The organism is Meiothermus hypogaeus (assembly GCF_003574035.1).
GTDB lineage: Bacteria > Deinococcota > Deinococci > Deinococcales > Thermaceae > Meiothermus > Meiothermus hypogaeus.
Genome location: NZ_QWKY01000033.1, coordinates 16,971 through 35,629, shown reverse-complemented (window position 1 = coordinate 35,629; position 18,659 = coordinate 16,971). Strand labels below are relative to the sequence as shown.

At 62.4% G+C, this 18,659-nt stretch carries 18 protein-coding genes and 1 tRNA gene; 4 read left to right on the top strand and 15 right to left on the bottom strand.

The window, feature by feature from the left end; translation table 11 throughout:
- Positions 1-3 precede the first annotated feature (3 nt).
- Positions 4-79, top strand: a tRNA-Gly gene (locus Mhypo_RS09905).
- Between the two features lie 70 nt (positions 80-149).
- Here Mhypo_RS09905 and Mhypo_RS09900 read toward each other — a convergent pair.
- Positions 150-671, bottom strand: coding sequence for an HNH endonuclease (locus tag Mhypo_RS09900; RefSeq protein WP_119341135.1), 522 nt, complete (start codon positions 669-671; stop codon positions 150-152).
- Positions 672-898: 227 nt separating this feature from the next.
- Between Mhypo_RS09900 and Mhypo_RS17925 the strand changes: the two genes are divergently transcribed.
- Complete coding sequence (locus Mhypo_RS17925; RefSeq protein ID WP_147371346.1) at positions 899-1,258, top strand: hypothetical protein; 360 nt, start codon at positions 899-901, stop codon at positions 1,256-1,258.
- 53 nt (positions 1,259-1,311) lie between these two features.
- Entirely contained in the window at positions 1,312-2,238 is a 927-nt protein-coding gene (locus Mhypo_RS09890; protein ID WP_119341133.1) for an Hsp33 family molecular chaperone HslO, read from the top strand.
- A 142-nt stretch (positions 2,239-2,380) separates the two neighbouring features.
- On the opposite strand, the gene galK is transcribed toward Mhypo_RS09890, so the two are convergent.
- From galK to xylB, 14 genes are all read right to left on the bottom strand, one after another.
- Positions 2,381-3,430 (bottom strand): galactokinase, encoded by a 1,050-nt coding sequence (gene galK, locus Mhypo_RS09885; protein WP_119341132.1) that lies wholly within the window; start codon positions 3,428-3,430, stop codon positions 2,381-2,383.
- Between the two features lie 20 nt (positions 3,431-3,450).
- Positions 3,451-4,455, bottom strand: coding sequence for a M24 family metallopeptidase (locus Mhypo_RS09880; RefSeq protein WP_119341131.1), 1,005 nt, complete (start codon positions 4,453-4,455; stop codon positions 3,451-3,453).
- A gap of 91 nt (positions 4,456-4,546) precedes the next feature.
- Entirely contained in the window at positions 4,547-5,587 is a 1,041-nt protein-coding gene (gene galT / locus Mhypo_RS09875; protein WP_119341136.1) for a galactose-1-phosphate uridylyltransferase, read from the bottom strand.
- Between the two features lie 39 nt (positions 5,588-5,626).
- Positions 5,627-7,075 carry a glycoside hydrolase family 36 protein gene (locus tag Mhypo_RS09870; protein WP_119341130.1) on the bottom strand — a complete coding sequence of 483 codons (1,449 nt, stop codon included), beginning with the start codon at positions 7,073-7,075 and terminating at the stop codon, positions 5,627-5,629.
- A 2-nt stretch (positions 7,076-7,077) separates the two neighbouring features.
- Positions 7,078-9,021 (bottom strand): beta-galactosidase, encoded by a 1,944-nt coding sequence (locus Mhypo_RS09865; protein ID WP_119341129.1) that lies wholly within the window; start codon positions 9,019-9,021, stop codon positions 7,078-7,080.
- 147 nt (positions 9,022-9,168) lie between these two features.
- Positions 9,169-10,179 carry a carbohydrate ABC transporter permease gene (locus tag Mhypo_RS09860; protein WP_119341128.1) on the bottom strand — a complete coding sequence of 337 codons (1,011 nt, stop codon included), beginning with the start codon at positions 10,177-10,179 and terminating at the stop codon, positions 9,169-9,171.
- The gene (locus tag Mhypo_RS09855) at positions 10,176-11,015 is read right to left on the bottom strand and encodes a carbohydrate ABC transporter permease (protein WP_119341127.1); all 840 of its coding nucleotides are present in this window, start codon (positions 11,013-11,015) and stop codon (positions 10,176-10,178) included. The genes Mhypo_RS09860 and Mhypo_RS09855 overlap by 4 nt, the downstream gene beginning before the upstream one ends.
- Complete coding sequence (locus tag Mhypo_RS17920; protein WP_147371345.1) at positions 11,012-11,473, bottom strand: hypothetical protein; 462 nt, start codon at positions 11,471-11,473, stop codon at positions 11,012-11,014. Before Mhypo_RS17920 ends, Mhypo_RS09855 begins: the two co-directional genes overlap by 4 nt.
- A gap of 78 nt (positions 11,474-11,551) precedes the next feature.
- Positions 11,552-12,841, bottom strand: a complete 1,290-nt coding sequence (locus tag Mhypo_RS09850) for an ABC transporter substrate-binding protein (protein WP_119341126.1) — start codon at positions 12,839-12,841, stop codon at positions 11,552-11,554.
- Between the two features lie 178 nt (positions 12,842-13,019).
- A complete protein-coding gene (locus Mhypo_RS09845; protein ID WP_119341125.1) occupies positions 13,020-13,802 on the bottom strand; it encodes a DeoR/GlpR family DNA-binding transcription regulator in 783 nt (260 codons plus the stop codon).
- 57 nt (positions 13,803-13,859) lie between these two features.
- Positions 13,860-15,221 (bottom strand): sensor histidine kinase, encoded by a 1,362-nt coding sequence (locus Mhypo_RS09840; protein ID WP_119341124.1) that lies wholly within the window; start codon positions 15,219-15,221, stop codon positions 13,860-13,862.
- Between the two features lie 92 nt (positions 15,222-15,313).
- Positions 15,314-15,988 carry a response regulator transcription factor gene (locus Mhypo_RS09835; protein WP_119341123.1) on the bottom strand — a complete coding sequence of 225 codons (675 nt, stop codon included), beginning with the start codon at positions 15,986-15,988 and terminating at the stop codon, positions 15,314-15,316.
- Positions 15,985-16,344 carry a hypothetical protein gene (locus tag Mhypo_RS09830; protein ID WP_119341122.1) on the bottom strand — a complete coding sequence of 120 codons (360 nt, stop codon included), beginning with the start codon at positions 16,342-16,344 and terminating at the stop codon, positions 15,985-15,987. Before Mhypo_RS09830 ends, Mhypo_RS09835 begins: the two co-directional genes overlap by 4 nt.
- Positions 16,345-16,574: 230 nt before the next feature.
- Positions 16,575-18,050 (bottom strand): xylulokinase, encoded by a 1,476-nt coding sequence (xylB, locus tag Mhypo_RS09825; RefSeq protein WP_119341121.1) that lies wholly within the window; start codon positions 18,048-18,050, stop codon positions 16,575-16,577.
- 303 nt (positions 18,051-18,353) lie between these two features.
- Here xylB and Mhypo_RS09820 point away from each other — a divergent pair, with 303 nt between their 5' ends.
- The gene (locus Mhypo_RS09820; protein ID WP_119341120.1) at positions 18,354-18,596 is read left to right on the top strand and encodes a hypothetical protein; all 243 of its coding nucleotides are present in this window, start codon (positions 18,354-18,356) and stop codon (positions 18,594-18,596) included.
- Positions 18,597-18,659: the final 63 nt, after the last annotated feature.

Genomic DNA, 18,659 nt, shown 5'->3' with positions numbered 1-18,659 from the left:
TTTGCGGGAATAGCTCAGTTGGTAGAGCACAACCTTGCCAAGGTTGGGGTCGCGAGTTCGAGTCTCGTTTCCCGCTCCACACCAGCTTACCTTCCCCCCACCTACCTTGAGGTGGGGGGTTTTGGTTGGTATATAGGGCAGGTTTTGGGCTAGTGGTGGTGATCCACTTCGGGCAAATACATGCGCCAGGCCTCGGGCAGGTGGGGCAGGTCGGCCACCAGCAAGAGGCTATGGCGGGGGGCGATGGGGCGGCGGGCCAGGCGCATGCCGGCTTCCTCGGGGGTGCGGTTTTTCTTCTTGAGGTTGCAGGGGCGGCAGGCTGCTACCAGGTTTTCCCAGATGCTACGGCCCCCACGGCTTTTGGGGAAGACGTGGTCTACCGTGAGGTCGCCCCCGCGCTTGCCGCAGTACTGGCAGGTGTAGGCGTCGCGACGCAGGATGTTGCGGCGGTTAAGCGCAAGCCGCCCCGGAGGGCGGCGAACCAGACGTTTGAGGCGGATGATGCTGGGAACGGGGTAGGGCTTGCTGGGAGTTCGTAGGTATTCGCCGCTTTCCTCGACGACCTCGGCGGTTCCGTTCATGACCAGAATGACGGCCCGCTTGACGCTGGCCAGGCCCAGGGGCTCGTACCCGGCGTTGAGCACCAGGATGCGGGGGGAGTCGAGGTTCACGATTTACAGAATACTCGAAAAATGTCAGAGGATTCTAGAGCCGTACTCCACAATGACCCCGGACGAGAACACAAACGGGATACGTTTGAGGGGTAGTGGTATTCAGATAAAGGGGGGTTAGGCTCGGCAGAAAAATCTACGCAAGCCAGTTTGTGGTATTGCGGGTTTTATGAACCCGGGCCTTTGTTGGCCTTCGCTACAATACGTAAAGACATGCGCCCCAGGGCTTGCTTCCTTGGCCCACCTGCTCTCGAGGGAGGCCAGGGCTGGGTACTCCTGTCCCCCGGCAAGGAGGCAGCGCCGAGCGCCCCTGGCAGACCGCTTATCGTACCAGCGGGGGTTCCTTCATCCTCAACCCCGCCGACTCGGCTCCGGGGGGCAGTATGGGTATCCTGCCGGGGTCGTACTCTGCCAACCAACACCAGGGCCGCTGGCGGGTGGTGCTTTTTGGAGCCGAGTGGTTGCTGGTGCTCAAGGCCCAGGAGGGACAGCTCTACACCCGCGTGCTCTCCAACCTGGATAAGCGCTTTCCCTTCTTCAACGGTAAAGAAGTAGCCAGTTTTGGGGCCAGCAACCGTTGCCGATGAGACCCTGAACCAACACCCTTTTGCCGGTGGTATGGCTGCTACAATCGGGTGTTATGGGTCGTTTGATTCGCGGGCTGGCAGCCGAGGGCAACCTGCGCGTGCTGGCCGTTGAAACCACCGATATTGCCGAAGAAGCCCGGGCACGCCACCAGCTTTCGCCCACCGCCACAGCGGCGCTGGGCCGGGCCATGAGTGGGGTATTGCTGCTCACCTTCTTGCTCTCTAAGACACCCAGGGAACGGGTGAGCCTCCAGTTTGTGGGCGATGGACCCCTGGGGAGAACCGTGGTGGAGGCTGCCCCGGATGGGTTCGTGCGGGGGTACGTCAAAAATCCCCAGGCCCATCCACCCTTGCGGCCCGATGGCAAACTGAATGTAGGGGCGGCCATTGGCCGGGGCGAGCTCAAGGTAGACCGGCTCTTATCCAACGAGGAGCTCTATCAGTCCAGTGTGGAGCTGGTAAGTGGGGAAGTGGCCGAAGACCTGGTCCGCTACCTGTGGCAGTCGGAGCAAATCCCCTCGGCGGTTTTGCTGGGGGTGCGGGTCAATGGTTCGGGCACGGTACATATTGCGGGTGGGGTGGCGATCCAGGTGTTGCCGGGTTGCCCCGAGGAAGTGATTGGGCGGCTCGAGCAAAACCTGCAAGGGCGCACCAGCATTACCGATTTGCTGCTGGAGCGGGGGCTTGAGGGGGCCGTGCTGGCCCTGATGGAGGGCCTGGACTACGACCCCACCGACCTGAGCGTGGTGGGTTTCCGCGAGGGACACATCCCGCTTTCCTTCCGCTGCCGGTGTAGCCGCGAACGGGCCCTGAATGCGCTGGTCTACTTCTCGCCTCAGGAGCGGGAAGAGATGATTGAACAGGACGGTGGGGCCGAGGTTTTTTGCCACTGGTGTGCCGAGCGATACCAGATTACCCCCGAGGAAATCCGCTCCCTACCGTTGGGGGAGGGCTTCAGGGGTGAGGTACCCAAGGCTTGAGGCTGCCCTTATCGTGGCTTTGTGTCCAGACCACCAACTGCGGTTGGTTCTATCGCGTTTCCCACCAATACGACGCACACGGTGCGCCATATTGTAGTCGGTACGGCAAAAACCGCCGTACCGACTATTCGTGGGAACCGCTCTATAGAAACCGGGCTCGAGGATAGTCTTGCAAAACGCCTTTTTTGAATTCTTCGTACCGGGCCTCTTGCACCAACGCGACCGTGGAGCCGCCAAAACCGGCCCCGGTCAGGCGGGCGCCTACCGCGCCACGGCGCAGTTCGGCTTCTACCAGCTGGTCTAGCTCAGGAATGGAAACCTGGTAATCGTCGCGCAGCGAGATATGCGAGGCCACCATCAGTTCGCCAAAGCGCTCAATATCGCCCTGTTCCAGGGCCTGTACCCCCTCCAGCACCCGCTGGTTTTCGGTTACTACATGGCGGGCGCGGCGGTTGAGGGGCTCGGGCAGGGCGTTGATGCGGGGCAGGTCGGCGGGGGAAAGCTCGCGCAGCGACTTCACCCCCAGCAGGGCACAGGCCTGTTCGCACTCGCTGCGGCGGGTGTTGTAGCCCGACTCGGCCAGGCGGCGCGGCAGCCCTGAGTCCACCACCGCCACCCGGTACCCCTGCGGTAAGGGGGCCAGCCGGGTGGTAAGGTTTTGAGTATCCAAAAAAAGTCCATACCCCAGCCGCCCCACCGACGAGGCCATCTGATCCATAATGCCGCAACGTACCCCCACGTACTCCACCTCGGCTTGTTGGGCCAGCAGGGCAATCTGCACGTCGTCCAGGGGCAGCCTGTACAGCTCGCGCAGGGCCCGCAGGGTCGCCACTTCCAGCGCCGCCGAGCTAGAAAGCCCACCGGTCATGGGGACATCGCTACGCACATAGGCCCGGAGGCCGGTGACGCTGTGCCCGTGCCGACGAAGCACCCATACGCAGCCTGCCAGATAGTCCAGCCAGTCGCCCTGCCTGGGTTCGTCTAGATCCCGACTTTTGCGCTCCTGGAAGTTCTCGGCATAAGCTTCGATACCCTCGGCAGGGGCAGCTTCAGTGTAGGTCTGGTAGGGGAGGGGCGTGGGAAAAACAAAGCCCCCGTTGTAGTCGGTGTGTTCGCCCAGCAGGTTGACGCGGCCCGGAGCCGAAACACGCACGGTGGGTTCGGTACCAAAGATTTCTTTGAACGTGCTCATTCTGTACTCCGTGGTGAGCTTCAGCCCTCAAGCACCATCGGGCGCAGGCGCCCTGCTACCTGCATCATGGGCCACTGAGGGTCTTGGGTGAGGTTTTCCAGCCCATGCTCGGTGATCAAGAAGGTATCCTCCACCTTGGCCCCCGGCAGGCTGGGGTTCCAGGCCAGGGCCATGCCGACCTCGAGCTTTGTGGGGTTGCCGGGCCGGGCCAGCACCTCGCGGCTGCGGTAGCCGGTCAGGCCGCCCTGGTGATGGTTTTCAAACTCCTCGGCGCGGCCAATGCGCTGATAGGCCGAACGTATCTGCTCCAACACCTCGCCCAGGGTGGCCCCAGGCTGGGAGGCCTCCAGCGCAGCCGCCTCGACCTGACAGATTTGTTCGTTAAGGCTCCTGGCTTCGAGGTGTCCAAAGCTACGCAGCCGGCTCACGTTGGCAAAGAGGCCGTGTCGCCGACCGCAGATAACCCCCATGAAGAGCCGCCCCAGGGGCCGCCGGGTGGGGATTGGGTGGCGGTAGCGGAACAACCGTTCCTCACCCGCGACCAAAAGCACCAGGGGTTGTATGCCTTTGGAAAGCAGCTCTTCGCTGATGGCCCCGGCCAGGTCGTACTCGCTCCAGCCGGGGTCGGCAAAGCGGAGGCTCTCGCCCAGGGCCATAGCCGCCTCGCGGCCCAGGGCACGGTAGCGCTCCTGCTCCGCTGGGGAGAGCACCAGCCTTAGCGTGGTGAGGTCGTGCTCGAGGTCGCTTTGCCCCTGGGGGGTGGGGGGGCTGTACCAGGGGTAGCGCAGCACCTCGAGGCCCGGGGTTTCCTCGTCCAGCAGCCGCCCCGCTTCGATTTTCGAGGCATGTAAGCGCACGGTCTCGGGGGTTACCTCGAGCCAGGCCGCTACCGGGCGAAAGGCGACGACCGTGTTGTCGCCGCCCCCCGTGAGCCAGGAAAAGTTCTCCGGTTGCTGCACAAAAAAGCGCTCAAAGCCCTGGTTTTCCATCCAGGCGCGCAGTCGGGCCAGTGCGAAAGGGTTCATATCTTAGCCTAACGCCTTTTTGTTACATGAGCCTGTAATAAGTCCAGAGTCGATGGCCTATGTCACCCAGGTAGAAGCCGCCGGGGAGGTGCTATATCTCCACCGCCCGCAGCACCTGCGCAGTTTCCTCCGGTAGAGCGTCCATGGCAAAGGTGCCGGCGGCAATTTCGGTGCCGGCCAGGTATTTGAGCTTGTCGGCGGTGCGCAAAGCCGGGTAGAACTCCACATGGAAATGGAAGACCGCCTCGGCCCCCTTGGGGGCGGCGTGCAGGGCCATCACGTAGGGCATGGGCTTATGGAACAGGTTATCCAGCTTTTGCACCACCTGGCCCAGCATCCGGGCAAGGCTCTGGGTTTCGGCAGTGCTAAAGGTCCAGAGGCCAGGCCGGAACCGCTTGGGGAAGACCAGCAACTCGTAGGGGTAGCGGGCATAAGGCGGGATGCAAGCGATGGTGTGCTCGTCCTCGAGCACGGTGTAAGGCCCCAGATGAGGCAGCAGATCCAGCAGCACCGGGCTCTTTTGAAAGGCCTCGAGCTCTTTTTGCAGGATGGGCGGCACCCAGGGGTAGGCGTAAATCTGCCCGTGGGGGTGGTGCAGCGTTACCCCCATCTGCTCACCCCGGTTTTCGAAGGGCATCACGTACTGGATATGTTCGCGGGCGTAGAGGTCGTGGTAGCGGTCGGCCCAGACCTGTACCAGCAGCTCGCGCCGCTCGGGGCTCAGGGAGGCGATGCTGCCGCTGTGCTCAGGCGTGTAGACCACCACCTCGCAGTCGCCTTTGGCGTCGCGGGTGGGGATGGCTAGGCCCTCCGGGGGCTCGCCCGCCTGGGGCGAGAGCGAGGGCCAGCGGTTTTGAAATACGGCAATGTCGAAGTCTTCGAAGGGAATTTCGGTGGGAAAGCCGCCGGGCTTGCTGGGGGCTAAGGGGTCGTACTCCTTGGGGGGCAGGAAGGTGCGGCCCTGGCGACTGGCGGCAAATACCACCCATTCCTGCCGCAGGGGATGCCAGCGGGCGTGCGACCGGGCCTGGCCGGTGTTTTCGCCCTCCTCGAGCGCAGGCAGGGTGTGGGGCTTTTGGCCGTAGAGGTAGAGTATACGGCCATCTTTTTTCTGGTATACACGCTTATGCATCATAACGTTGGTGGACATAGGGGGGTTGGGCAGAAAAAGCTAAAGCCAGCTCGAGAAATCTACCTCGCGCTCGCCGATTTTGAAGCTGTAGGGGCCGGTTTGTGTAATGGGGGGGGTGGCCTCGAGCCAGGCCCTGAGTTGCTCCCGCTCCTCGTCGTCCAGCCATTCGGGGGGGTCGGAAGTGGCCTTGAAGCCCGCAACCAGCGCCAGGTCTTGCAGCACGGCCCGCTGGGCGGGGGTGAGCAGGTTGTAGCGGGAGCGGAAGTAGGCCACATCCGGATCGGTATGCACCAGGGGCTTGAGCCAGAGCCGGTGCAGGCTGGTGCGCAGGGCGTTGTAGGCGGCTGGGCCGGTGGGGTCGTGCAAGAACACCCGCCGGTCTTCGTTGTCCCAGTAGGGAGCTACATCCGGCCCAATACGAAGCCCATCCACCAGCCCCAACGAGGCAACAATGGGTGCTCCGCAAGCCAGAATATACACATCGTCGCCGGCAGCCTCGCGGATTACACGCAGCGCCTCGCGGTAGGCGTCCTCCCGCGCCTCCCCGCCCGGCCTTTTTCCAGGTAAGGCCGCTGCATACAAAAAGTCGAGCTTCAAGTAGCGGTAGCCCCAGCCCCGCACCGTCTGGATCAGGCTGCGTAGCCAGTACTGTACCGCCGGTAGGGTCACGTCCAGGGCGTAGAAGCCGCCCCAGTTGTTGCCTGCCGGAACCAGCTCGCCCTGCTCGTCGCGCAAGAACCAGTCGGGGTGTTCCTTGAACAGGTTGGAGCTGGGCCGGGCAATAAAGGGGGCCAGCCAGAGGCCGGGGGTGAGGCCCTGGCTCTGGGCCCTGAGCGCGATGGCGCTCATCCCAGAGGGGAACTTGTGGTTGGGCTCCCAGTCGCCCATATTTTGCTGCCAGCCGTCGTCTACCTGAAACACCTCGAAAGGCAGGCCCTGCAAACCGGCGATGGTCTGGAGCAACTGACCTTCGGAGATGTCGCTGTAGTAGCTATACCAGCTGCACCACACCCGCGGTGCAGGCCGCTGGGCCCGCACCCCCAGGGTGGTGGCGAGCAGTTCGGCGTAGCGACCCAAAATCTGCTGAGCTTCGCCGTAGGCCAGGAACCACTGCATTTCGTGATCGCAGGTGCCCTTCAGGCTCAGACGGTCGGCCTCGACGCGGGCGCCGGGTCGCAGCGCACCCAGAAAAAGCATACGCCCGTCGTAGCCCTCGAGGCCCCCCAGGCCACTGCCGCCGTGGACGGGCGAGAGGGCGTAGGCGGGGTCGTCGCACTGGGGGCGGCGTTCGGGGGGCAGGATGGGCCTGGGGTTCTCCTTGAGGCTGACCCAGGCGGACTCGCTCCAGCTCTGCCAGCCATGCTTGAAAAACATGCTGCGGCCAAAAGGATGCCCAATCTGCACGTGCTTGCCGTGCAACAGGTAGCCACCCAGGGTCTCCTCGAGCCTCCCTGCATTAATGTGAAAGTCGTAGCCCTGAATCTGCATGCTCACCCCGCTTTCCAGATGCAGAAATTATAGGCCTCGAGGGTGGGGCCTCCTACCAGGAACCGGGCGTTTGTGGGGGCGGGGGCGGGTTGAGGTTGGCCAGAGTAGTTGAAGGCGAAAACCCAGTCGCCGCGCCTGCGGACGCGTACACCCTCGGGTACGGGGTGAAGCGGCAGATCCAGGCTTTTGGCCAGGGCACCCAGGTAGCTTTGCAGGAAGTCCTGGCCCGGCCAGAAGGCCAGGTAGTGGTGGTTCTGGTGCCGGTACAGCGCGCCCTTGCCATCGCCAAATGTGGCCTGGGGGGGTAAGTCCGATTCAACCCACTCCTTCCATACCCCAGATGGCCATTCCAGGCCGTTCCAGCGCACCGGTTCGGATAGTCCAGGACGGGTACTCTCCACCCGCGTCACCCTGAGTGGCAGCAAATCCTGTAAGCGCCCCGGCGGCAGGGTGGGCGGAATGCTCAGAAACTCGGTTTTGGAACCGCTCCGGGGCCCCCACACCACAACACCCTGGTGGTGGCGGAAAGTTTCCAGGGCAGCCTCTGAGACCACAGGCAGGCTGGGCACCACCACCAGCCGGTACGGCTCCAGACGGGCCCCTGGGGGCACAAAGTCTACATCCAGGCCCAGCGCGCGCAGGGCTTTGTAAAACACCCAAACTAGGTCGCGGTAAATAAACTCCCGGCCCTGGGGCTGAATCCGGTAAACCCAGTCGGCCTCGTAGTCGAAAACCAGCGCCACCGGCGCGGGGCCACTGGGGGGCAGCGGGCTCAGGCTCTGGAGCTCCTCGGCTACCCGTGCGGCCTCGGAAAAGCCCACATCAGGTTCAAAGTCGGGGCGGTTGAGGCCGGCGTGGAACTGCTCCTGGGCCTGGGGAAACTGCCGCCAGCGGAAGTAGCTCACCACCTCGGCCCCGTGGGCCAGGGCCTCCCAGGTCCACATCCGCACCACGCCGGGGGCCGGAGCGGGGTTGTGGTGGGCCCAGTTGACCGGCCCCGGCTGCTGCTCCATCACCCACCACCGCGGCTTCACCCCACGGTACAAGTCGTGATGGAAGGCGGCTATGTCGGGGTGACCGGTGCGGGCGTAGCGGACTTTTTCCGCCTCGCTGCAGGGCAGTACGTCCATGTCGGTAAAGCCCAGGGGGTAGCTGTCCCACCCGGCGATGTCTAAGTCCTGGGCTAGCTTGAAGTGGTCAAAGTCTGGGGTGTAGCCCATGAAGTTGTGCACGATGAAGCGTTCCGGTGAGTAGGCCCGCAGAATTTCCACCTGCATCCGGTTGAAGGCCGCTACCTGCTCGGAGCTGAAGCGGTAAAAGTCCAGCCAGTGGGCGGGGTTGGCTTCGGTGACGGTCTGGTTGGGCAGATCCACCTCGCCAAAGGAGCGGTACTCCATGCTCCAGAAGACGTTGCCCCAGGCCCGGTTGAGGGCCTCGATGCTACCGTAGCGGGCCTGGAGCCACAGCCGGAAAGCCCGCAGGTCTTCGGGGCCATAGCTGCGGGTGGTGTCGTGGCAGCCGTACTCGTTGTCGGTCTGCCAGCCCGCTACATGGGGATGCTGGCCATAGCGCTGGGCCAGCAGGGTCACGATGCGGCGGGCCTCTTCGCAGTAGACCCGGCTGCTGAAGCTGTAGTGGCGGCGCGAACCAAAGCCCCGCACCCGGCCCTCCTGATCCACCGCCAGGATATCGGGGTGTTGATCGATGAGCCACTTGGGCGGGGTAGCTGTAGGAGTGCCCAGCACCACTTTGAGCCCGGCCTGGCCCAGGGTTTCGATGGCCTCATCCAGCCAGGCCCAGGTGAAGCAGCCTGGATCGGGCTCGAGGCGGCTCCAGGCAAACTCGCCGATGCGGACGTAGGTAAGGCCCAGCTCGCGCATGCGGCGGGCATCCTCGGCCCAGCGCTCGCGGGGCCAGTGTTCGGGGTAGTAGCAGACGCCTAGCATAAGTCAGGGATGATCGGGATTCAGTAGCGTTTTGACCGATGATTTGTAGCTTTTCCTGCGATGAAAAACCGCTGCAGTTTGCTCACACGACCTTGTGTGATTGGTAAAAGCTAAACCCATAACAAATTTGTTGCGGGTTCTTGCCGCTCAGTCCTTTACACCACCAGCGGTGATACCGGCGATGAAGTAGCGTTGCAAAAACAAGAACAAAATCAGGAAGGGCAACGTGGTCATTACGGCCCCTACCATGATGCCACCCCATGAAACCCGCGTCAGCCCGATCAGGGAGCCCAGCGCCACCGGGGCGGTCTGCATGGCCCGGTCCGAGAGCACCAGCAAGGGCCAGAGGTAGTCGTTCCAGGAAGCCAGGAACAGGATAATCGCCAGGGCCGCCATGGCCGGGAGCACCAGCGGCACCGCTACACGGAAGAAGATGCGAAACTCGCCCGCCCCGTCTATACGGGCCGCTTCCAGCAGGCTTTGCGGCACGCTCAGGAAGTTTTGCCGCATGAAAAACACCCCCAGGCTATTGGCCAGCGAGGGCAGAATCACCGCCCAGTAGGTGTTGGTCAGGCGGAAGTCGAAGTTCATGGCCTCGCGCAGTGCGGGCATGCCCAAAAACAGGTAGGCCAGTCCGGCCACCCCGTAGCCCACCCAGACCAGCCGCCCCAGGGCGGGCGAGAATTTAAACCAGGCCAGCAGGGCGGCAATTCCGCCAAACACCGCCATCCCGATCAGGATGGCCAGCAGGGTTTTGGCCTCGCGGGCCACCAGAATGAACTGCGGAATCACCACCGCGAAATAGGGGATGGTCAGGGTGGCAATCACCAGCGAAAACACCACCCCCTTGCCCCAGAAATCGAAGCGGGCGAAAGCATAGCCGGCCAGGCTGGTCAAAAAGATCGAGAGCACGGTGTAGATACCTGCGACCATGATGCTGTTGAAGAGGGTTCGCAAGAAGTTGGTGTCGGCTTGCAGGCTTTGCAGGTTGGCGGCAAACTGATTGCCCGGCAGAACCGGGGTGGGGGTGCTGAAGATAGCAATCTCGGGGTGGGTCGAGAACACGAACATCAGCCACAGCGGGGCCAGCCACAACAGCGCCAGGGGGGTCAGGAACAGGTGCAGCCAGAAGCTGCGCCACCACAGCCGCTGCTTCACGATTCCCTCCCAAAAAGCCTTAGCTGGATGATGGAGAAGACCAGCGCCAGCAGGGTGATGGCGTAGGCGATGGTAGAGGCATAGCCAAAGTTGATGTTCTGGAAGCCCTGGCGATACAGATAAACCCCCAGGGTGGTGGTGGCGGTGCCGGGGCCACCGTTGGTGATGAGCCAGGGCTCGGTGAAGAGCTGCAGGGTACCGATAATGGAAAGCACCAGGCAAAACAAGAGCACCGGGCGCAGGCTGGGCACGGTAATGCGCCAGAACTGTTGCCAGGGGCTGGCCCCGTCAATCTCGGCGGCCTCGTAGATGTCTTTGGGGATGCTTTGCAGCCCGGCCAGGATGATGATGGCGTTGTAGCCGGTCCAGCGCCAGGTGAGGGTGGTGATGATGACGGCCATGGCGCCCACGGGGTCGAAGATCCAGTTCAAATCCAGGCCCAGCGCGGCGTTAACGGCGCCGTTTTGGTTAAAAAGTAGGCGAAACACTGCCGAGTAGGCTACCGCCCCCACCACCACCGGGGCAAAAAAGGCAAAGCGAAAAAAGCCTCTGGCCCGCAGCAATTGCGAGTTCAGTGCAACTGCCAGCACGGTCGCCAGGGCCAGCATGATAGGTACCTGGATGACCAGAATCAGCACCGTGTTGCGCAGGGCGTCCCAAAAAGCCGCATCGCCCAGGATGCGGCCCCAGTTGACGCTCAGGTTCCACACCGGTGGGAAAACCCGGGTGTTCTGGAACGAGAGCAACAGCGACTCGAGGATTGGCCAGGCCCAGAACAGGGCGAAAACCGCCAGGTAAGGACTCAGAAAAAGATAAGGGGTCGCGCTACGTTTCACGCGTCCTCCCGTACAGCAGTAGGTGTTGCCGAGCGGTACACGGCTTCCTCCCGTACGGCAGTAGGTGTTGCCGAGCGGTACGCGGCTTCCTCCCGTACGGCAGTAGGTGTTGCCGAGCGGTACGCGGCTTCCTCCCGTACGGCAGTAGGTGTTGCCGAGCGGTACGCGGCTTCCTCCCGTACGGCAGTAGGTGTTGCCGAGCGGTACGCGGCTTCCTCCCGTACGGCAGTAGGTGTTGCCGAGCGGTACGCGGCTTCCTCCCGTACGGCAGTAGGTGTTGCCGAGCGGTACGCGGCTTCCTCCCGTACGGCAGTAGGTGTTGCCGAGCGGTACGCGGCTTCCTCCCGTACAGCAGTAGGTGTTGCCGAGCGGTACGCGGCTTCCTCCCGTACAGCAGTAGGTGTTGCCGAGCGGTACGCGGCTTCCTCCCGGCCAAAGGTCTGGTTGATAGATTGCATCTCACGGGATGCTCCAAAGGGATTCTGCTGTTGTAAAAGTCGGGGGGGGTGAGGTTGCCCCCACCCCCCACAAAACGTTTAGCGTGCGATGGGCAGACCGGTGGCCTGCGAGATTTGCTGGGCGGCGGCGTCGAGGGCCGCCTTGGCATTGGGGAAGCGCCCGGCCACATAGTCGGCCTGGGTCTTGACCATGATGGCGCGGGCTTCCTGGAAGAACTGGGTGCCGCGGGCCGCAGGCACATTGCCCAGGGTGCCCAGGATGACCTGCCAGATGCGCTGGTTGCCCCAGTAGGGCTGGGGTTGGGCCACATAGGGGTCGCGGGTGGCGGCCAGGAGCGAGGGTACCAGCCCGAATTCCTTGAGCATGGTCACCTGGCCTTCGGTGGTGCCCAGGGCATAGCGGACGAAAGCCCAGGCCGCTTCCTTGTTGCGCGAGGAGGCCGGAATGGCCAGCGCCGAGCCGCCCAGGTTAGCCGCACGCACGCCGCCAGCCCGCGAAGCAGGCATGGGGTAGACACCCCACTTGCCGCTCTGGTCGGGGGCGTTGGAGCGGATGGTACCTTCGTACCATGCGCCGAACATGCTGGTGGCTACGGTACCGGCCTTGAAGGCCTGGATTTGCTCGTTCCAGCCACCCTGCATCACGACTCCGGCGTCAATGAGTTTTTTGACCGTCTCGAGGGCGGTTACACAGCCGGGCTGGTTGACCGTTACAGCGTTGGCCTCGTTGTTGAAGTAGAAGCAGCCGTTCTGGTTGGCCAGCATGCGGAACCACTCGTCGTCCTGGCCGTTGGCAATGACCCCCACCTTGACGCGGTTGTTGGTGGCCTGGGCAATGCGGCGGCCTGCGGCGATGAAGTCGTCCCAGGTGCGGATGGTGGCGGGGTTGACCCCAGCCTGGCTATAGATGTCGCGCCGGTAGAACATCACCACCGGGCCGGAGTCCCAGGGCATGGCGAAGACCTTGTTGCCCACGGTCAGTTCGGTCCACTTGAAGGCGGGGAACTGGTTGCGCAGGGTCGAGGCCGCGGGTTGCAGGGTGTTCATGTCGGTGAAGCAGTTGGGGAAGCGGGCCCAGAACACCTCAGCTTCGTTGTTTTCGATGGAGTATACGTCGGGCAGGTCGCCGCCGCCCGCCGCACAGCCGGCCAGGCCGCGGTCGTAGGTGGCCTGGTTGCCGATGTCGAGCACCGTGACCTTAACATTGGGGAAGAGCTTGTTAAAGCCGGGGATGTTGGCTTCCAGGGCCTTGGCGGCGATGTCCCAGCTCCACACGGTAATCTCGCCGCGCAGGTTGGGGTTCCCCTGCATCTGGGCCGAGGCCACCGAGAGGGCCAGGGCCGCACCTAAAACCAGTAGACGTTTCATGTATTCCTCCTTAGATACCCGCCTTTTCCGGGGCTCCGGCGCATAGGACAGGGCAGTGCCTGGCCCGCGTATGGACGAAGCGGTTTCGTTTCCCCGTCAAGGTTCAAGGGGAGTTTATCGGGAACACTTTGAACTTGTCAATAGTTATGAACGTTTGCGTAAACTTTCGAAAAAGGGTTCAGATACGGCGGGCCACCGCCACCTCGAGCCCCTTGTTGCGCAGGGCCTCGAGATCTTCTTTTTTTGCTTTGGAGTCGGTGATGAGCAGGTCGGCTGCCCCCAGCGGCCCAATACGCGCTGCGGCCACCTGCATGATTTTGCTGTGGTCGGCCAGCACGATGGTCTCGCGGGCGGCTTCCATCATGGCCCGCTTAATCTCTGCTTCTTGCAGATTGGTGTTGGTGAAGCCCTTATCGGGGTGCACCCCGTTGCAGCCCAGAAAAACCTTGTCGGCGTTGATTTCACGCAGAAGCAAGCTGCCATAGGGGTTAACCAGCGAGTGCTGCAAGGGCCTGAGGGTACCTCCGGTAACGATGACGGTAATGCCCGGGTGCGACTCCAGCAGCAGGGCAATGTTGAGGCCACTGGTAATCACTACCACGTTCCGTAGCGAGGGCGAGAGGGCCTTGGCCAGTTCGGTGGTGGTGCTGCCCACATCCAAAATGATGGTTTCGCCATCGCGTACCAGACCAGCAGCATAGCCGCCAATGCTCTCTTTTTCGCGCGCGTGAACCTGCCGGGTTTCTTCCAGGGGCAGCTCAAAGCGTTTGGTCTCTGCCGGAACTGCGCCCCCCCGGGTGCGGCGCAGCAAGCTCTGTTGCTCCAGGTATTCCAGGTCGGTGCGGATGGTAACGGTGGAAACCCCGAAGTGTTCGGCCAACTGGCGCACCTGCAATCGGCCATCGCGGCGCAGCATCTCCAGGATTTCCTGATGGCGAAAGGTGGCCTCGAGGGAGGGCATATCGAAAGCATACGAAAGTTTGACAAAGAAGACAAACCAAGCTAACGCAAGGGATACCTACTCCTCTTCCAGCAAGAGCGGCAAAAACACCGTGAAGCGGGTCTCGCCGGGTCGGCTGGCGACCCGAATCTCGCCCCCGTGGGCTTCGGCAATCTGCTTGGCAATGGCCAGCCCCAGCCCGGTGCCGCCCTCGGGCCCCCGGGCAAACCGCGTGAAGAGCCGGGGCAGCACCTCGGGGGCGATGCCCGGCCCGCGGTCCACAATGGCAAAGGCGGCCCAGGGCTGCTTGGGCGGTTTCATCTCGGGGGTGGAGGTGGTGCGAAGCTCGTCGGCGGACTCGTAGGGGTCGGGGGGGTTGTCGGTGGGTTCCTTGACCATCCAGACCCGCACCTGCACCTTTTCCGGGGCACCGGCAGCCCGCACGGCGTTGGCAATCAGGTTGCGGGCCAGTTGCAAGAGGCGGTCGGGGTCGCCCAGTACCTCGGGAAACTCGGCGGGCATCTTGAGCACTACGCCGGGATACTCGCCCACGGCCTGGCGCAGCAGATCGCCCAGGTTGACGATGTGGGCATTCACGCTGCGCTCGGCCTCGCCCCGGGCCAGGGCCAGCAGGTCTTGCACCATGCGGGCGGTATGGGCGGCAATTTTGCGGGCCCGCTCGAGCATCTCGGCATCGTCGGGGTTGCGACTGAGGCGCTCGAGGTAGCCGTTCAGCGAGGTCAGGGGGGTGCGCAGCTCGTGCGAGACCTCGGCCAGAAAGGCCCGTTCGCGGGCCTGGGCCTCGCGCAGCTCGCTCAGCAGGTCGTTGACCTTCTCCACCATCAGCCCCAGGTCGTCCTTGGGGCCGGTGTAGTGGATGGGCTCGAGGTTGTGCGGGCCGCGCTTGTCTACCTCCGAGGCCGCCCGGTGCAGCGGAATGAGCGAAAGACGAGCCGCCAGCACAATCAGAAGGGCTCCCAGGGGCAACAAAAAGGCCATGCCCTGCACCAGGGTATTGCGAACCGTAACCGAGATGCTCTCAATGTAGCGGGTATCCTGGCTGACCACCACCACTGCCCCCGGAATTTCCTGATAGGCAGCCATGAAGCTGGGCGCGTAATAGGGTTTGGCGGTGCTGCTGGCTGCGCGGATAAAGTTTTTGGGCACTTTCTGTTCAAAGTCGGGTGTGGGTGCAATCAGGAGCTGCCCGCCCGAACTGTAAAAGCTCACGCTCACCGGACCGGAGCGGGGCAGGCTAATCTCCCCAGCGCGGCCCGAGGCGTAGAGCTGGGCCACCTCGTTCACATAGCGCAACAGGGTACGTTCGACCTGCCCGTACAGACCAAAATTGATGCTGTAGACGGCAATCGTCAGGGTCAGGGCCAGAATCAGCACCCACAGGATCGTATAGGCCAGGATCAGTCGGGTGCGGAAGGACATAAGCCGTCTTGGGGTTCAGGCGCCCAGGGTAGAGAGCCGGTTCAGGTGGTTTGAGGGGCTATACCCTGGGCCCTCGGTGTGGGGCTAGGTGTTCACTCGGCTTCGCGCTGGCGCAGGGCGTAACCCACCCCGCGCACGGTACGCAGGTAGCCATAGGCGCCGGCTTCGCGCAGCTTGGAGCGCAGGTTGGCAATGTGGACGTCTACCACATTGGAGTCGCGCTCGAGCTGCCTTCCCCACAGGTGCTCCTCAATCTCCTGGCGGCTGAACACCTTGCCGGCGCGGCTCACCAGAAGCGAGAGCAACTCGAACTCCTTGGGCGAGAGGCGTAGTTCCTGCCCGTCGTAGAGTACCTGGCGTTTAGCTAAATGCACTTCCAGGCCCCCCACGCTGACCTGCTCGCCCCCTTCGCGGTGGCGCAGCTGTACTTGGATGCGAGCCAGCAGCTCTGCGGTATGAAAGGGCTTGACGATATAGTCATCGGCGCCGTCCGAGAGCAGGCTCACCTTGCGCTCGACCGCATCGGCAGCGGTCAGGACGATGATGGGCACTTCGTAGCCGGCCCGTATGCGGCGGGCTACTTCGCCGCCATCCAGGTCGGGCAAGCCCAGGTCGAGAATCACTAGATCGGGCACTGCCTCGCGCAGGCGCACCAGGCCCGACATGCCGCCCGAGGCCCAGTCCACGGCGTAGCCAGCTTCGCCGAGCTCGAGCTGCAAGAGGTGGGCGATCTCAGGGTCGTCTTCAATCAGCAGAATGCGTTTCATCGAACCTCCGGCAAGACACGCCCATTGGGCAGATTCAAGCGGTATGTGCGGGTCAAAAGCTCGTTCAGGCTAACACGTTCTCCTTGGATCATGAGTGAAATATCTCCGCGGGGGGTGGTGATTCCATTGTACGGAGCACGGTAGCCCCCATCCACCCGGAACAGCACCCGAACCTCTCGGTTGGCCGGTGCGGGCAGCTTGCTTTGTAAAACCAGGTTGCGTTCATCTACCTGCCAGACCACATACACCGTGAGCAAATCGGGGGACACCACCCGGATCTCACTGCCTGAAGGGATATAGGGGAGATCGGGCAGTGGCGCAAGCGCCAATACAAAGGCCAATAGGAGACTGCGCATCGTCACACCACTATGCAAGGCTACCCGAACAGGCGCATGGGATTCCGGTAAAGGGCATTTTAACCTGATGGGGCGGTGTTGGTGCGGTTCTCGAGATCAAGTGGTGCTCCATAAGCCTGCAATCGGGTTCAATACAAGGCAATTCCAGCTTTAATGCTAGTGCAAATACCAACCCCTGGAGTTTAGCATTTCTTTAGGTGTGCCGTAATGCCTGGGTCACGTTACGGAAGTCACTTTCCCTTGAAACCTTGAACTGCCTGCAGCCCCCTGCGATAGCGTTCCAGCAAGGGCTGGCTGTTGGTGGCGGTTGCGCCAATCTCGGAGTCCTGAGGAGCGGTGGCGCTAATGGCTTCGTCAACGCTTGTGTACAGGCCGGCCCCCACCAGCCCCAAAATGGCGGCCCCACGGGCTGGGCCTTCTTCGATGGGGGTGCGGGCCAATGGCAGGGCCAATGCACTGCCCACAATTGAAAGCCAGAAATCGGAGCGGGCCCCCCCACCAATGGCCAGCAGCCGGTCTATCCTGACCAAGGGCTGCATTACCTCCAGCACGTCCCGCAAACTAAAGGCTACCCCCTCGAGCAGGGCCCTTGTCAGATGCCCGCGTCCATGCGCCAGGCTCAGTCCCAGCCAGGCTCCCCGTAAATCGGGGTCAAGGTAGGGGCTGCGTTCCCCAGCCAGATAGGGCATGAAGACCACGCCATCACTCCCGGGCGGCACGCTTTGGGCTTCCTCCATCAACTCTTCAAAACTCACACCAGGAGCCAGTTTGTCCCGATACCATTGCAAACTGCCTGCCGCTGCCAGGGTCACCCCCAGGAAGTGGTAACCACCATCCGCATGGCAAAACAGATGGATGCGGCCTTCGGGATCGGGGGTGGGCTTCTGGGTAGGTACGAAGATCACCCCGCTGGTGCCGAGGCTCACGCTGCCCCGTCCGGGGCGTGCGCTGGAAAGGCCCAATCCAATAGCGGCGCCGGCATTGTCCCCGGCTCCTGCCACCACCGGCAGGCCCTGGGGTAAACCCAGGGCCTGGGCCCACTCTGCTTTGAGGGAACCGACCACCCCATGCGAAGGAATAACCGGCGGAAACAGCGCCGGATTAAGCCCTAAGGCTTGAATAATCTCGGTATCCCAATCTTGCAAGCCCAAATTCAGAGCCCCTATTCCCGATGCATCTGAAGGTTCGGTGGCCATCTGACCGGTCAGAACGTAGGCCAGATAATCCTTGGGCAGCAGCACATGGGCAGTTTGGGCGAAATGCTCCGGTTCGGCCTGTCGCAGCCAGACCAGCTTGGGAAGCTGAAAGCCTGTCACGGCGGGATTGCCGGTGCGCTGGATGAGGTCTCGACGTGGAATGGCTGCCTCGATCTCCGCGCAGGCCTGTGCGGTACGCTGGTCGTTCCAGAGCGGGGCAGGGCGCACCACCTGGTCTTGCTTGTCCAGAAAGGTAGCCCCGTGCATCTGGCCTGAAAGCCCGATGGCTACTGGCTCCCAGTTTCCCTGTTGTAGCTTCTGCGCCAGCTCGCCCAATACCTGGTGGGCAGCCTCTACCCAGTCTGAGGGGTTTTGTTCTGTCCAGCCGGGCCTGGGGGTCAGCAGGGGATAGGTTGCGCTGGCTTCAGCGACGGTCTGCCCATCTGCCGTTATTGCAATGGCCTTGAGCCCACTGGTGCCCAGATCCATACCAATACCGACGGGTTTCATATGGCTATAGCCTACTCTTGACCAGCCTGGCTATGCCAACCCTTGGTATGCCATGCGGGGCGGTGGATGTAATAAAGGCGATCTGTTCAGCCTGATTCACCGGTAGCTTGTTTTGCAGCACGGATTGAAGCACGTTGATTGCGCAAAATTGCCATGTGCGGCTCATTGGGGGGACTGTAGTGCATACCAAAGGCTTTGTTACCAGCCCACCCGAACAATTCGCCCAAGCTTTCTGAAGTACAATACGATGTGAAAAAAATACAAACTATCTTAGCTGACCTCGAGCAGGCGTTAGACGAACGTATGCAGGAGGCATCCGCCCAGTTCAACCCGGTAATGGCCAATCAGCTACTGGAGAGCCTGATCAGGCAACTCGACCAGGCCATCATTTTCGATAAAACCATTCGGGCACGCCTCGAGGACGAACTCGAGGCGCTGCGCGGAATATTGCAGAGCCCTACCGCCTCCCCTAGTTGGGCCAAAGAGCGGCTCGAGGTTTTTCGCAACTTCTACCAGGAAAGCTTCAGCAACGGGCAAATTGTGTAGCCTGCCCATGTGCAAAATGCGATGATGCATAACTTCAGGGTGCATTCAGAATGTTGTTCTAAG

What these genes read in the sequence shown, in the direction of transcription:
- Mhypo_RS09890 (WP_119341133.1), top strand. Translation starts at nt 1,312, where the DNA reads ATGGGTCGTTTGATTCGCGGGCTGGCAGCCGAGGGCAACCTGCGCGTG.
- galK (WP_119341132.1), bottom strand. Translation starts at nt 3,430, where the DNA reads ATGAGCACGTTCAAAGAAATCTTTGGTACCGAACCCACCGTGCGTGTT.
- Mhypo_RS09880 (WP_119341131.1), bottom strand. Translation starts at nt 4,455, where the DNA reads ATGAACCCTTTCGCACTGGCCCGACTGCGCGCCTGGATGGAAAACCAG.
- galT (WP_119341136.1), bottom strand. Translation starts at nt 5,587, where the DNA reads ATGCATAAGCGTGTATACCAGAAAAAAGATGGCCGTATACTCTACCTC.
- Mhypo_RS09870 (WP_119341130.1), bottom strand. Translation starts at nt 7,075, where the DNA reads ATGCAGATTCAGGGCTACGACTTTCACATTAATGCAGGGAGGCTCGAG.
- Mhypo_RS09865 (WP_119341129.1), bottom strand. Translation starts at nt 9,021, where the DNA reads ATGCTAGGCGTCTGCTACTACCCCGAACACTGGCCCCGCGAGCGCTGG.
- Mhypo_RS17920 (WP_147371345.1), bottom strand. Translation starts at nt 11,473, where the DNA reads ATGCAATCTATCAACCAGACCTTTGGCCGGGAGGAAGCCGCGTACCGC.
- Mhypo_RS09850 (WP_119341126.1), bottom strand. Translation starts at nt 12,841, where the DNA reads ATGAAACGTCTACTGGTTTTAGGTGCGGCCCTGGCCCTCTCGGTGGCC.
- Mhypo_RS09845 (WP_119341125.1), bottom strand. Translation starts at nt 13,802, where the DNA reads ATGCCCTCCCTCGAGGCCACCTTTCGCCATCAGGAAATCCTGGAGATG.
- Mhypo_RS09840 (WP_119341124.1), bottom strand. Translation starts at nt 15,221, where the DNA reads ATGTCCTTCCGCACCCGACTGATCCTGGCCTATACGATCCTGTGGGTG.
- Mhypo_RS09835 (WP_119341123.1), bottom strand. Translation starts at nt 15,988, where the DNA reads ATGAAACGCATTCTGCTGATTGAAGACGACCCTGAGATCGCCCACCTC.
- Mhypo_RS09830 (WP_119341122.1), bottom strand. Translation starts at nt 16,344, where the DNA reads ATGCGCAGTCTCCTATTGGCCTTTGTATTGGCGCTTGCGCCACTGCCC.
- xylB (WP_119341121.1), bottom strand. Translation starts at nt 18,050, where the DNA reads ATGAAACCCGTCGGTATTGGTATGGATCTGGGCACCAGTGGGCTCAAG.
- Mhypo_RS09820 (WP_119341120.1), top strand. Translation starts at nt 18,354, where the DNA reads ATGCAGGAGGCATCCGCCCAGTTCAACCCGGTAATGGCCAATCAGCTA.